We start from the raw sequence: 14,097 nt of genomic DNA on the forward strand, positions 1-14,097 counted from the left end.
CCGGGGCGAGCTCGTAGCATCGTCGTCAGCCGGCCCTTGATCGCCAGCCGGTCGAGGGGAGTTCTCGTGGGGTTCGTCGGCATGATCGTGGCGGCCGTCGTCGTCGTGCACGCCTATCTGTGGCGGAGGCTGGTCAGGGCGTCGACGACGCCGGGATCGCGTCCGCGCCGGGTGCTGACGTGGGCGCTCGTGATCCTGGCCGTCCTGATGGTGGTGACCTTCGCCGGCAGCCGGCTCGGTCTCGGCATGGACGTCGAGCGAATCGTGGCCTGGCCCGGCTACCTGTGGCTGGCCGTGATGTTCTACCTGTTCGTGTACGGCCTGGTCATGGAGGTGCCCAGGGCGGTCGCGACGTTCGTCGTGTCCAGACGCCGCCGTACGGCCGGGCCTGCGGTCTCGGCCGGGCGGGCCGAGGAGGAGACGGCCCCGGTGGACGAGGTGGTCCTCGCCGGCGCGGCGGCCGGGGGAGGCGCCACCGGTCACGGAACCGCCACGACCGGCAGGCCGGCGGCGGAGGGGGCCGCCGCGGACGCGCCGGCGATCGACCGCCGGCTGTTCATCTCCCGCACGGCCTCCGCGGTCGTGGCGGTGGGAGCGTTCGCGACCGTGGGGTACGGGGTGAGCCGGGCCCTCGGCGATCCGGTGATCGAGCGGGTGCCGATCCGCCTGCCCCGGCTCGACCCCCGGATGAGCGGGCTGCGCATCGCGGTCGTCAGCGACATTCACCTCGGCCCGCTGACCGGCCGGGGTCACACCGAGCGGATCGTCCGGATGATCAACGGCCTGGAGGCCGACGCGGTGACGATCGTGGGCGACCTGGTGGACGGCACGGTCGCCGAGCTCGGTCGTCTCGCCACGCCGCTCAGATCGCTCGAATCCCGCTATGGCGCGTATTTCGTGACCGGCAATCATGAGTACTACACCGCCGGGGGCCCCCAGCAATGGATCGAGGAGTTGCGCTCGCTGGGCGTCCGGCCGCTGCGCAACGAGCGGGTCGAGATCCGGCACGCGGGAGCCGTACTGGACCTCGCGGGCGTCAACGACCTCAACGGCCTGCCGTCGGGCGACGGCCCTGACCTCGACAAGGCGCTCGGGGGCCGCGACGCGAACCGGCCCGTCGTGCTCATGGCCCACCAGCCCGTCCAGGTGACGCAGGCCGCCGCGCACGGCGTCGATCTTCAGCTGTCCGGGCACACCCACGGCGGACAGATGGCGCCCTTCAATCTGCTCGTGCCGCTGCAGCAGCCCGTGGTGGCGGGGCTGGCGAGCGTGCCGCGCACGGGCGGCGGGGACACCCAGGTCTACGTGACACGGGGTGCGGGTTTCTGGGGGCCGCCGGTCCGCGTGGGCGCGCCGCCCGAGATCACTCTCATCGAGCTGCGCACCTGACCGCGCGGTTCCCGAAAGCGGAACCGGGCAGAGCATTGCCGCCATCTCGACAGCGAGGACGAGGCGGACGTAATACCCTCAGGCGACGGGCAGGCCCCAGCGGCCCGCTCGTCCGTCTCCCAAGCCCAGCGAGCACCTGGATACGCTGACATCATGAGCACCCCTGGCCGGGCCGCCGCGCGCCGCAAGCAGCCGCACGTGCTGGCGAACGCGCCGTTCCGCAGGCTGTGGACGGCGATGGCGACGTGCAGCCTCGGCGACTGGCTCAACATCATCGCGCTGACCGCCCTGGCCGGTAACCTCACCGCGGGGTCCGGCTTCCAGACGCAGAGCCTCGCCATCGGCGGCGTCTTCGTCGCCAAGATGCTGCCCGCGATCCTGCTCGGCCCGCTCGCGGGAGCGGTGGCCGACCGGTTCGACCGCAGGCTGACGATGGTCGTCGCCGACCTCGCCAGGTTCGCGGTGGTGCTGTCGATCCCGCTGGTCGGCAACTACCAGTGGGTGATCATCGCGACGTTCCTGGTCGAGTGCGTGAACCTCTTCTGGGTGCCCGCCAAGGACGCCACCGTGCCCAACCTCGTGCCCAAGGAGCGGCTGGAGGAGGCCAACCAGCTCAACCTCCTCGTCACGTACGGCACCGCCCCCGTGGCCGCGGCGCTGTTCGCGATCGTGTCGGGCGTGGTCACGACGATCTCCGCGGCCGCCCCGTCGTTCGACGTCGCGGCCACCAGCGTGGCGCTGTACGCCAACGCGCTGGCCTACCTCGCCTCCGCAGTGATGGTCTTCACACTGCGGGCCATCCCGAAGAACCACATCAGGCACGTGTCCACGCCCTCGGTGCTCCGGCAGATCACCGAGGGCTGGCGGTTCGTCGGCGGCAACCGCGTCGTGCGCGGCCTGATCATCGGCATGCTCGGGGCGTTCGCCGCCGGGGGCGCCGTCGTCGGCGTCGCCAAGGCGTACGTGCAGGCGCTGGGCGGTGGTGACGCGGGGTACGGCACCGTGTTCTGCGCGGTCTTCCTCGGCATGGCGTTCGGCATGTTCTTCGGCCTGCGACTGCTGAAGGGCCTGTCCAGGCGGCGGCTGTTCGGGCTGTCGATCGTGCTCGCGGGGCTGACGCTGGCCGCCGTCGCGCTCATCCAGAACCTGGTCGTCGTGGTTGTGCTGACCGTGGTGCTGGGCGCCTGCGCCGGCATCGCCTGGATCATCGGTTACACGGTGATCGGCCTGGAGGTGGAGGACGGGCTGCGCGGCCGCACGTTCTCCTTCCTGCAGTCGCTGGCCCGGGTGGTGCTGCTGCTGGTCGTGGCGGTGGCCTCGACGCTAGCGGCGCTGTTCGGCACGCACGCCCTCGGGATCGCCGGGATCAGCTACCGCTTCGACGGCACGAACCTCGTGCTGCTCCTGGGCGCGCTGCTGGCGATCGCCGTCGGGGTGATCGCGCTGCGGCACATGGACGACCGGCCGGGGGTTCCCATCGCGGTCGACCTGCTGACCGCCCTGCGCGGGCAGCGGTTCGTGCCGGAGGAGGCGGACCCCGAGCGCGGGCTGTTCATCGCCTTCGAGGGCGGCGAGGGCTCGGGCAAGACCACCCAGTCGCGGCTGCTCGCGATCTGGCTGCGCGACCAGGGCTTCGACGTCGTGCAGACTCGCGAGCCGGGCTCGACCAAGGTCGGCATGCGGTTGCGGGCGATCCTGCTCGACGCCGCCCACCAGGGCCTGTCCCCGCGGGCCGAGGCGATGCTGTACGCCGCCGACCGGGCCGAGCACGTGGAGAAGGTCATCAGGCCCGCGCTGCAGCGCGGCTCGACCGTGATCTCCGACAGGTACGTGGACTCGTCGCTGGCCTACCAGGGGGCCGGGCGTTCGCTCGACCCGGAGGACGTCGCGAGGATCAACAGGTGGGCGACGGGCGGGCTCGTCCCCGACCTGACCGTGCTCATCGACGTGCCGCCCGCGGTCGGGCTGCGGCGGATGGCCTCGCCCGCCGACCGGATCGAGGCCGAGCCGCTGGAGTTCCACGAGCGGGTGCGGCGGGAGTTCCGGGCGCTGGCGGCGGCCGACCCCGACCGCTACCTCCTGGTGGACGGCACGCTGGACCAGCGGGAGGTGACGCGCCTGATCCAGGATCGGGTGCGTGAGATCCTGCCCGACCCGGTGCCACAGGAGGCCGAGGAGGCCACCGGCACCATGCCCGCCATCCGCGACTTCGGGTAGCCGCACATGACCGTTTTCGGGGATCTGATCGGGCAGGACCGGGCGATCGACGTGATGCGGCGGGCCGCGTCGGCCGCCGCGGAGGCCGTCGCCGGAGGCCGCGGCGCGGGCATGACCCACGCCTGGCTGTTCACCGGGCCGGCCCTGCGGTCCGCGGCCGCCACGGCGTTCGCGGCCTCGCTGCTCTGCCCCGACCAGGGGTGCGGCCACTGCGACGACTGCCATCAGGTCGAGGTCGGCTCCCACCCGGACGTCACGTTCGTCCGGCCCGAGGGCCTGTCGTACAGCGTGCGGCAGACGCGCGAGCTCGTGCTCAAGGCGGCGGGGGCGCCCACGCTCGGCCGCTGGCGGATCGTGCTGTTCGAGGACGCCGACCGGGTGACGGAGGCGGCGGCCAACGCGCTGCTCAAGGCCATCGAGGAGCCGCCGCCGCGGACCGTGTGGCTGCTGTGCGCGCCCTCCCCGGACGACATGATCATCACTATCCGCTCGCGCTGCCGGGTCGTGACGCTGGGCACGCCCTCCACCGAGGCGGTCGCGAACGTGCTGGTGACCCGCGACGGGGTGTCCCACGACGTGGCGCTCGACGCCGCGCGGGCGGCTCAGGGGGACATCGGCCGGGCGCGGCGGCTCGCGCTGGACGAGGAGACGCGGCGCCGGCGCGACGACGTGCTGTCGATCCCCCGGTCGCTGACCGGTGTGGCGGAGTGCATCACCGCCGCCGAGCGGCTGGTGAAGACCTCCACCGAGGACGCCGACGCGGCCACGACAGCGCTGAACGAGGCCGAGACCGCCGAGCTGCGCAAGGTCTACGGCGAGGGCTCCTCCGGCAAGGGGCTCAACAAGGGCCTCGTGCGGGGCGGCGCGGGAGCGCTCAAGGAACTCGAGACCATGCAGAAGTCGCGGGCGACCCGGATCAAGCGCGACTCCCTCGACCTCGCGCTGCTCGAACTCGTGGCGTTCTACCGCGACGTGCTGGCCGTGCAGTTCGGGGCCTCGGTCGAGTTGGCCAACGAGGACCGCAGGCATGAGGTGGAGGCCGTCGCGCGCGCGTCCACTCCCGAGCAGACGCTCCGCCGTACGGACGCGATCATGAAGTGCCGGGAGCGGCTGGCGGCCAACGTGAACCCGCAGATCGCGGTCGAGGCCATGACCCTCGCGCTCCGCTCGCCCGCATAGGACGCAAGCAACCCCGGCGGGCGTACGGCGTCTCTGGTACATGAAGGCCGAAACGCTCGATCTCGATCAGCAATCCGGGGGGCCCGTGAGCGTCCCGCCTCTGTCGGCGGGCGCCGACGACACGATCAGCGGGCTCTACGCCGAGCACGCCCTCGGCCTCACCCGGCTGGCCCTGATCATGGTCGGCGACCGGGAGAGCGCCGAGGACGTGGTGCAGGAGGCGTTTCTCGGCCTGCACCGGCGCTTCGACGGCCTGCGCGACCGGGACAAGGCGCTCGTCTACGTGCGCGCCGCGGTGCTGAACAACGCGCGCTCCGTGCTGCGCAGGCGGCGGCTGCCGTCCTGGTTCGCCGGCACGTACGACCCGCCCGTCTGGTCGGCCGAGTCGGCCGCGATCCTCGGCGCGGAGCGGCGGGAGGTCATGGAGGCCCTCCACCGCCTGCCCCGGCGCCAGCGGGAGGCCCTGGTCCTGCGCTACTACGCCGAGCTGTCCGAAGAGGAGACGGCCCGGGTCATGAAGATCAGCCGGGGCACCGTGAAGTCCACCACCTCCCGGGCGCTCGACGCGCTCGGCCGCCTCCTGGGAGAGACCCGATGAACGACGACGTCATCCGCCGGTTGCAGGACGCCGCCCACGCGGTGGGGGAGACGGTCGAGGCCGTCCCGCCGTTCGACCCGGCCGTCGGTCCTGCCCGGCGCGGCGCCCGCACGCGTACGGCGGGCTCCGCGCGAGGCAGGGCCTGGCTGATTCCGGTCGCGGCGGCGGCCGCCGTGACGGTCGCGGTCGCGGGCGGGGCGGCCATCGCGCGCCACGGCGGCGGAACCATGGACACCGCCGCCGGCACGACGGCGGGCCCTGCCGCCGAGCCGTCCTTCCTCGTGGAGATCCGCTCCGGGGACATGGCGGTCAGGAGCGTCGCCGACGGCCACGTGACGGCCGCGGTGCCGAGACCGGAGGGCGAGCGGTTCACCCAGGTGCAGGCCGCCCGGGACAACCGGCTCTTCTACGCGGTGAGCGAGCAGGACACGTGCCGGTCCCGCTTCTACCGCTTCAGTCTCGACGACAGCGGGGAGATCGGCGCGATCCGCACGCTTCCGTTCACGCCGCCCGAGGGCGCCGCCGTCACCTCGCTCGCGGTGAACGGGGACGGCTCCACGCTCGCCTACGGGCTGGCCTCCTGCACGCCGGGCGGCACGGGGGTCTCCCTGGTCGTCACGGACACGGCGACCGGCGACAGCCGTACCTGGACGTCCGCGCGCACGTCGGCCGTCGAGGACGTCTCGATGAGCGAGGACGGCCGTACGCTCGTGTTCCGCCGGGCGGGCGCGGTCTGGGGTACGTCGGCGGAGGCCGTCCCGGCGGAAGCGCCCCCGAAGCCGGAAGCGCCCGCGGAGCCGCCGGTCAGCGCGGAGCCGCCGGTTACCGCGGAGCCGCCGGTGACCGGGGAGCCGCCGGTGACCGGGGAGCCGGAAGTCACGCCGGAGGCGACCCCGAGGCCTGCCGCCACCGTGGCATCGGCTCTCCCGCAGGACGGCGGCGACGTCCTGCGGGAGTCGCTTGTGACTCCGGCAGAATCCGGGACGCCGTTCCCCGCTGATTCGGCGGCGGTGCCCGCGCCGCGAGAGCGGTTCGTGGCGTCGCCGGCCGAGTCCGCCCCTCCGCCGCTGCCCAAGGGGTGGACCTGCCTGCTGCCGGCCCAACCGGCGGAGCGCCCGGCCTCGGACACGACGCCTCCCCCCGGCGAACGGGCGACGAGGGTCTCCTGGGAGTGCTCGGCCTCCCGCACGGTGTGGGTGCTCGACACCGGAACCCCCGGCGGCCTCGACGACGCGCGTTCGATCAGGCTCGGAGGGTCGTCCGACCCGACGACGGACGGGGTCTATGACGTCGCCCTCACGCCGGATGGAGGACGTGTCCTGGCCACGGTGGGCTGGAGCAAGCTGGAACAGGTGCGGGGAGTGACCAAGCTCGCGGGGGCTGTCGCCGAGATCGTGGCGTACGACGTCGGCACCGGGCGGGCCGTGCGGACCCTCTATCGCCGTGAGGAGGGACGGCCTCCCTTCGAGCGCGTCGACGTGGACGGCACCGGGCGGTTCGTGCTGGTGGCCGGGCCGGGGGAGACGGGGCAGGTGACGGAATCCGGGTATCGCGCGCTGTTCACGGATGACGGCGACGTCGCGCGGACGGCGGCCTGGTAGGCGACCTGTAGGAGCCGTCCTCGGGCGGGCCGGGCCTCCCGGTCCGCCCGAGGTTGTCCACAGATGATGATTGCCGGTGCCGTGGGGCACGTATGGTGGGTTCGGACGCGTTAGCCGTACGCGATCGAGGAGGGCCGGCGCTTGGGCATGATGATGGCGGTGAGCTTCACTCGCTACGGACGGCTCTACTACCTCGATCCGGGCGGCCACTCTCCCAAGGTGGGCGACAAGGTGCTCGTGCCGACGGACTCGGGCCCGGAGGTCGCCGAGTGCGTGTGGGCGCCGCAGTACGTGAGCGAGGACGTCGAGGGCCTGCCCGTCTGTCAGGGCATCGCGGCCGAGGAGCACCTGGCCCGCGACGAGATTAACCGCCGCCGGAGGGCGGAGGCCCGCAGTGTGTCCAAGCGCCTGATCAAACGGCACGAGCTGCCGATGAAGGTGGTCGGCGTCGACTACCTGGACGCCGACAACGTCTACACCGTCTACTTCTCCGCGCCGCACCGGGTCGACTTCCGTGCGCTCGTGCGCGACCTGGCCCGCAACTTGCGTGCCCGGGTCGAGCTGCGGCAGATCGGCCCGCGTGACGAGGCGAGGCTCCAGGGCGGCATCGGTCCCTGCGGACGCGACCTGTGCTGCGCGACGTTCCTCAAGGACTTCGAGCCGGTCTCGGTGCGGATGGCCAAGGACCAGGACCTCCCGGTCAACCCGCTCAGGATCGCGGGCGCCTGCGGCCGGCTGATGTGCTGCCTGAAGTATGAGCACCCGCTCTATCAGGAGTTCCGGGCGTCGGCGCCGCGCACGGGCCTGGCGGTGGACACCCCCCAGGGCCCGGGCACGGTGGTGGGGCACAACGTGCCGTCCGACTCGGTCATCGTCCGCCTCAACGAGGGCGGCCGCCGCTGCGCCTGCTCCAAGGCCAGCGTCTGCGCCCCGCGCAAGCAGCATGACGCGATGTACGGCGACGCCCAGGCGGTGGCCGTGAGCGATCCCGAGGAGTAGCGACCGCCGGGCGCACGGGCGCGCGACGGCCTCCGCGTGGCTGCGCGGTGCCGGAATCAGGGGCTCATACAGGTGAGGGACGACGCTCGGCGCGCCGCCCCTCACCTGGTTGGTCGTTTGGCCCTCGATCGCCGCACCACCGGCCGTCACGGTGTCTTCACCGCGGCGGCCGGGGTGACGGGGATAGCGTCAGGTGCGGGTCCACTTCTGGTTGTTCTGGCCGTTGCAGGTCCAGATGATGACCTTGCTGCCGTTGGCGGTGCCGCTGTTGTACACGTCGAGGCACTTGTTCGCGCCGACGGCGGTGACGCTCCCGTCGGAGTTGAAGCGCCACTTCTGGTTGTTCTGCCCGTTGCAGTCCCAGATGATCACGCTGGTGCCGTCGGCCGTGGCGCCGCCGTTCACGTCGAGGCACTTGTTGCCGTAGACACGCAGCTCACCGGCGCTGGTGGAGGTCCACTGCTGGTTGGGCTGGCCGTTGCAGTCCCAGATCTGCGCCTGGGCGCCGTTGGCCTGTGACGCCCCGCTGACGTCCAGGCACCGGCCCGAGCCCGTACCCCGGATCGCGTTCGCCGCCTGCGGAGTGCCCGTCGGCGAGGGGGACGCCGAGGGGGACGCCGGGGGCGTGGGGGAGGGGCTGGTGGTCGGCCCGCTGCCGCTGAACTGCCACCAGTTCACGTTCATCAGGTAGCCGCTGCCGCCGGTGAACCTGAGGTACAGGTCGTGGGTGCCGCTCGCGCCGGTGACCGGGCAGGAGACGGTCGTCCAGCTCTGCCAGCCGCCGGTGCCCGGCACGTCGCAGGTGCCCATGAGCGTGCCGGTGGCGCTGTCGCGCCGCAGCTCGATCTTTCCGCCACTGGCGCCCGAGGCCACCCGTGCGCTGTAGGACGTGGCGCCGGTGCCGAAGTCGACACCCTTGACCTTGATGTAGTCGCCGTTCTCGATGAACCCGACGTTCATGCCGCCCTCGCTGGACGGCTCGGTCTCCACGCCGGACTCCCAGGCGATGGTCTCGGCCTCCTGACGCACGTACGGGTTCAACGTGCCGACCTGGGGCGCCCCGGTGGTGGTCATGTTGATCGTGGGGATCGTGCCGTCGGCGTTGTAGGTGAACTTCTCCACGGCGACCGAACGGGTGTAACCGCCACCGCCCGGCAACGCGCCGTTGTGGTAGAAGAAGTACGAATTGCCGTTGAAGTCGACGATCCCCGGGTGGTTGGTGAAGCTGCTGCCCTGCGTCGACATGATCGTGCCGCGATAGGTCCACGGCCCGGTCGGGCTGGAGGATGTCGAGTAGGCGATGAACTCCGAGCAGCACTTGGCCGCGAACACCATGTAGTACAGGCTGCCCCGCTTGTAGAACCAGGGGCCTTCTTCGAACAGCGTCGGCCGGTTGGCGTCGCCGGTGCGGGTGCCGAACCCGGCGGTGGTCAAGGCGACCTTGGTGGGGCTGCCGGAGTAGGAGGTCATGTCGGCGTTGAGCTTGACGTACCACAGGTTCGGGTTGCCCCAGTACAGGTAGGCCTGCCCGTTGTCGTCAATGTAGACGGTGGGGTCGATCTCGCCGTTTTCGACCAGCGGGTGTCCCAGGGCGTCCTTGAAGGGCCCGGTGGGGCTGTCGGAGACGGCCACGCCGATGGCCATCCTGCCGGTCGCGCGGTTGGTCGTGGGGACGTACCAGTAGAACTTGCCGTTGCGGTAGACGGCCTGTCCCGCCCAGGCGTCGGATTTCGCCCAGCTGAAGCTGGCGACGCTGAGCGGGGAGCCGTGGTCGGTCCAGTTCACCATGTCCGCCGACGACCAGACCCGCCAGTCCTTCATGGTGAAGTACGTCGAGCCGTCCTCGTCGTGCCCGGTGTAGAGGTAGACCCGGCCGTTGTAGACCAGCGGCGCCGGGTCGGCGGTGTAGATGGTCTGGATGATCGGGTTGTCCGCCCTGGCCATCCCCGCCGGGAGCAACGCCAGCATGCACAGCAGGCCCACGATCCAGGCGACTGCGCGTCTGGACGGCGAAAAAGCGAATCTCACATGCGCCTCCTGAGGTGGTGTCGCTCTCCGCGCGCGCTTCGAAATTTAATGTGAGCGTTAACAAACCACGGATCGCGACCGCGGTCATGCGGCGGAGCCAACCTCATGCGCGCGGGACGGTCAAGGTGCCGGGCCTGTCCGATGTGGCGGCCGGCAGCCCGGTCACTGGGCCGAACTGGGTTTCGGAGCTCCCCTAAGGGGCGACCGCGCATGAAACTTTCAGTTCTGGTCCGGTTAACGTACGGGCACGTGGTCGATCCTGCCGAAGGGGCCGGCGTCGAAGGTCACGCTCGTGACGCCCGGCGGCGGCGTCGGCACGTAGAAGAAGCCGCGGTTGCCCGTGCTCGGCTTGACGTTGAACGTCGCCCAGCCCGGGTCCACGTAGTCGTCAGGGCCCCGCGGGTCGTCCGGTCCCATCCGTACGGCGCGATAGACGGTCTGCGAGGCGGGATCGACGACCGAGAAGCCGGTGTACCACCCGCCGATGTAGGCGACGTCCCCGCCGTATCCGGTCCCCGCGCCGAGGTCCCCGGGCCCGAGGTTGACGATGTCGAACACCGCGACGAGGTAGGCGCCGTCGCGGTAGAAGGGCTTCACGTCGAGGCGGAGGCGCTGCCCGGACGGCTGCCTGGTGGTGGTCCGGCTGGCGACGGTCGCGCCGTCGTCCGCGTGGAACGGGGCCGGCCGCCCCCCGCCTGTCGCGGTCTCGTCGGAATGGGTCCCGGCGGCTTGCGAGGCCATGGGCCCGCCGGTCGGCTGCTTGATCCGGTAGGAGATCTCGACGCGCCGGTTCCTGGCGCGCGCCTCCTCGTCGTCCGCCCCGCCCTCGCGGGCCACGGGCTCGGTCTCGCCCCTGCCCGTCGCGCGGTATCGGTACGCCCCGCCGAGGCGCGCCTGCAACTCCTTGCGTACGGCCTCCGCGCGCCGCAGGGACAGGGCCATGTTGTACGCGTGCGTGCCCTTGCCGTCGGTGTGGCCCTCGACGAGGACGGGAGGCCTGCCCGGATCGGCCTTCTCCCGGGTCTCCTCCGCGACGTCGTCGAGCACGGCCCTGGCCCGTGCCGTGAGCCTGTCCGAGTCGAAGGCGAACAGCACGTCGGTGCGCAGGCCCACGGTCTCGTCGCCGCCGCTCGCGATGGTCGTCTTCTCCACACCCTCGGTGATGCCGTACAGGTCCTGGACGGTGCTGGTGACCTGCCCGGCCGGTTCCCGCAGCGGCCAGGACACCGTGGTGCCCGGCGCGGGCGTGGCGCCGGGGGCGGCCGTCGGCGAGAGGGGGCCGCCGGCACCGGTCCCGTCCACCACGGGCACGCCGGTGAACTCGCCCGCCGTACCCGCCGTGATCGCGGTGACCGTGCGGACGTCCGCCGGGATCGGCGGGTAGTAGACGACGGTCTCGTAGCGCACGCCGGGCTGGTAGTACCCGGGTTTGCTGCCCAGCGTCCCCACCTGGTCGGTCAGAGGGTGGTAGACCTTGCCGCCGACCGGATCGATGAGAGGGATGCGGTAGCTGCCGAAGTCGCCGGCCGCCGTCCCGAACGAGTTCCCGGTGTGGCGCGCCTCGTCCTCCAGCGAGGTGACCGTGAAACGGAGGACGGACCTGCCGGCCAACCGCTCCACCCCGCGCATCTCCACCCGCGCGTGCAGGGGGCCGGTGGGACCGAACCACCCCTCCTTGGCCAGAGAGGCCGCCGCGGACGTGACGGACGGCCGCGGCCGGGCCGGCGAGGCGCCTTCGGAGGGAGCAGCCCGGGAACCGCCGAACACCCCGCATCCGGACACCGTCAGGACCGCGACCATGGTCACTGGAACGGTCAGCTCGCGTGATCGCCACCGGTAAGCCATGTGCCGCAATTGTAGAGATCTGGACAGGTGGCCCGTCCGAAACGCCCCGCTCGCGGCGTACGGCCATGACGGCCGCGCGCCGAGGAAGACGGCGTGCCCGATCCCGTGCTGGGCTTCGGCACGACCGTGACGATCATCGGGCCGCGCCGTCGAAGGCCTTGAGCGTCCTTCAGCCCGTCTTCGGGCAGACGGTGCCGTTCTTGGGAGCGCGCAGGGCGAGCAGGTAGTCGTCGACCGCGTTGTCCACGCACGTCGAGCCGCTGCGGTAGGCCGTGTGCCCGTCGCCGTCGTACCCGAGCAGCACGCCCGAGGTCAGCTCCGAGGCGAGCCCCTGAGCCCACTCGTACGGCGTGGCGGGGTCGCGCAGGGTGCCGACGACGAGGATGGGCGGCGCGCCGGCGGCCTTGAGCGGCTTGTCGGTGCCGACGGACTTCGCTGGCCAGTAGGCGCAGGGCAGTGAACCCCACATCACGAACGGCCCGAAGTGCGGCGCCGTCCTGGCGGCCTCGCCCGCGGCCTTCCGGTAGACGTCGAGCGCCTTGGGGTAGGGGTGGTCGACGCAGTTGACGGCCATGTTCGCCTCGGTCTGGTTCGAGTACGAGCCGTCGGACCGCCGGTCGACCAGCAGGTCGGCCATTCTGAGCAGGTCCGTCCCGTCGCCCTCGTTGATCGCCTTGCCCAGGGCCCCCCGCAGCCGGGGCCAGGCCGCGCGCTCGTACAGCGGGGTGGCGATGCCGATCACGGTCCATGCCTCGTTGACCACCCGGCCGTCGCCGAGGTCGTTCTTCAGCGGCTGCCGGTCGGCCCTCGTCAGCAGGTCGCTGATCTCCTTCATCGCGCCGTCCACCGTACGGCTCTTGAAGGGGCAGGAGCCGTTGAGGAAGCAGTCCTCGACGAAGGCCTTCAGCGCCACCTCGAAGCCCTTCGCCTGCACCTCGTTGGACTTCAGCGACGGCACGGCCGGGTCCACCGCGCCGTCGAGGACGAGCGCCCGCACGTGCTTGGGGAACAGGTCGGCGTACATCGCGCCGAGGTAGGTGCCGTACGACTTGCCGAGATAGGTGAGACCGGGGTCGCCGAGGACGCCGCGCAGGACGTCCATGTCCCTGGCCGCGTCAGCCGTGCCGACGTGGGGGAGCAGACGGGCCGACTTGGCTCCGCAGCTGTCGGCGAACAGCTTGGACTCCTTGTCGAGCGCCGTGACCTCCGCCGGCGTGTCAGGGCTCGAGTCCATCCCGATGTACGCGTCGAGCTGGGAGGCCGTCATGCACGTGACGGGGGTGGACTCGCCCACGCCGCGCGGGTCGAACCCCACGACGTCGAACTGGGCGCGCACCTTGTCACTGACCACGGACCGGGCCGCCCGCGCGTACTGGATACCGGAGCCTCCGGGCCCGCCGGGGTTGATGAGCAGGGAGCCGGCGCGCTTGCCGCTGGCCGGCAGGCGGATCACGCTGAGGTCGATGCGCTCGCCGGAGGGCTTCGTGTAGTCGAGGGGCACCTTGATCTTGGCGCACTGGAAGCCGTCGCCACATGCCCGCCACGCGGGCCGCTGCTCGTAGAACGGCCGCAGCTCGGCCGTGGGCGCCCCGACCGCCGGCTGTGCCTTCGCGCCTGCGCTCGGCTGCTCGGAGGTGGTCGGGGCGTGGCTGGAACACGCCGTGAACGGCAGCAGCGCGGCCAGCGCCGCGATCGCCATCCGCTGGCTCGGACCGCCGCCGTAGCGCGTACGAGTCGGTGTGACCTTCGCTTTCTGTCCGGCCGATCGCATACCCGTCGTTTCCCCTGCCGTCGCCTGCGTGACGAGGACCAGCATGCCGCCTGCCGACGGCGGGCGGCGACCTTACGGCGAGGGCGGCAAAGCTGTCCGGCGGCTTGTGGGCGCCGCGGGGCGAGACAGGGCGCTTTTCCTGTGACAGATGCGCCTGGTATGCCTGTTTCCGCTGGTCATCGGGTAAAGGGAGATTCCGTAGGTGGCTGGGGAAGTTTTACCGATCTCCGTGGAATGCATCGGGCTCCTGGAGTCGATCAGAGGGCGCGACGCTCCCGGCGGCGACGGTGCACGAGAACCGCGATGACCCTGTAGACTGTGCGAAGCCGTTCGCGGCGTGCCGCCTTAGCTCAGTCGGCCAGAGCACTTCACTCGTAATGAAGGGGTCAAGGGTTCGATTCCCTTAGGCGGCTCCACTTCAAAGGCCCTCCCGGACCACCCGGGAGGGCCTTTTGCCAACACCCTTGCTA

9 protein-coding genes and 1 tRNA gene are annotated in these 14,097 nt (G+C 71.5%); 7 read left to right on the forward strand and 3 right to left on the reverse strand.

The features are described 5' to 3' along the window. Nucleotides 1–66: 66 nt before the first annotated feature. The 6 genes from ABZ860_RS28675 to ricT all read left to right on the forward strand — a co-directional run bounded on the left by ABZ860_RS28675 (nucleotide 67) and on the right by ricT (nucleotide 7,983). Nucleotides 67–1,389 (forward strand): metallophosphoesterase, encoded by a 1,323-nt coding sequence (locus ABZ860_RS28675; protein ID WP_357225785.1) that lies wholly within the window; start codon nucleotides 67–69, stop codon nucleotides 1,387–1,389. Nucleotides 1,390–1,542: 153 nt separating this feature from the next. After that, the gene (gene tmk, locus ABZ860_RS28680) at nucleotides 1,543–3,606 is read left to right on the forward strand and encodes a dTMP kinase (protein WP_357225787.1); all 2,064 of its coding nucleotides are present in this window, start codon (nucleotides 1,543–1,545) and stop codon (nucleotides 3,604–3,606) included. A 6-nt stretch (nucleotides 3,607–3,612) separates the two neighbouring features. Next, nucleotides 3,613–4,785 (forward strand): DNA polymerase III subunit delta', encoded by a 1,173-nt coding sequence (locus tag ABZ860_RS28685; protein ID WP_357225790.1) that lies wholly within the window; start codon nucleotides 3,613–3,615, stop codon nucleotides 4,783–4,785. Nucleotides 4,786–4,870: 85 nt separating this feature from the next. Next, a complete protein-coding gene (locus ABZ860_RS28690; protein WP_260615986.1) occupies nucleotides 4,871–5,383 on the forward strand; it encodes a SigE family RNA polymerase sigma factor in 513 nt (170 codons plus the stop codon). After that, nucleotides 5,380–6,984: a hypothetical protein gene (locus ABZ860_RS28695; protein WP_357225794.1), complete on the forward strand. Its 1,605-nt coding sequence runs from the start codon at nucleotides 5,380–5,382 to the stop codon at nucleotides 6,982–6,984. The genes ABZ860_RS28690 and ABZ860_RS28695 overlap by 4 nt, the downstream gene beginning before the upstream one ends. Nucleotides 6,985–7,131: 147 nt before the next feature. Then, entirely contained in the window at nucleotides 7,132–7,983 is an 852-nt protein-coding gene (ricT, locus tag ABZ860_RS28700) for a regulatory iron-sulfur-containing complex subunit RicT (protein ID WP_357225928.1), read from the forward strand. 189 nt (nucleotides 7,984–8,172) lie between these two features. Here ricT and ABZ860_RS28705 read toward each other — a convergent pair whose 3' ends face one another. The 3 genes from ABZ860_RS28705 to ABZ860_RS28715 form a co-directional block, all read right to left on the reverse strand. Next, the gene (locus ABZ860_RS28705) at nucleotides 8,173–10,011 is read right to left on the reverse strand and encodes a lectin (protein WP_357225797.1); all 1,839 of its coding nucleotides are present in this window, start codon (nucleotides 10,009–10,011) and stop codon (nucleotides 8,173–8,175) included. Between the two features lie 234 nt (nucleotides 10,012–10,245). Further along, on the reverse strand, nucleotides 10,246–11,856 hold the full coding sequence (locus tag ABZ860_RS28710; RefSeq protein ID WP_357225798.1) for an OmpA family protein: 1,611 nt from the start codon (nucleotides 11,854–11,856) through the stop codon (nucleotides 10,246–10,248). 169 nt (nucleotides 11,857–12,025) lie between these two features. Continuing rightward, entirely contained in the window at nucleotides 12,026–13,555 is a 1,530-nt protein-coding gene (locus ABZ860_RS28715) for an alpha/beta hydrolase (RefSeq protein WP_357225801.1), read from the reverse strand. Between the two features lie 411 nt (nucleotides 13,556–13,966). Here ABZ860_RS28715 and ABZ860_RS28720 point away from each other — a divergent pair. After that, a tRNA-Thr gene (locus ABZ860_RS28720) sits at nucleotides 13,967–14,043 on the forward strand. Nucleotides 14,044–14,097 lie beyond the last annotated feature (54 nt).

It is taken from the genome of Microbispora sp. NPDC046973, from assembly GCF_040644495.1.
In the GTDB taxonomy this organism is placed as follows: Bacteria; Actinomycetota; Actinomycetes; order Streptosporangiales; family Streptosporangiaceae; genus Microbispora.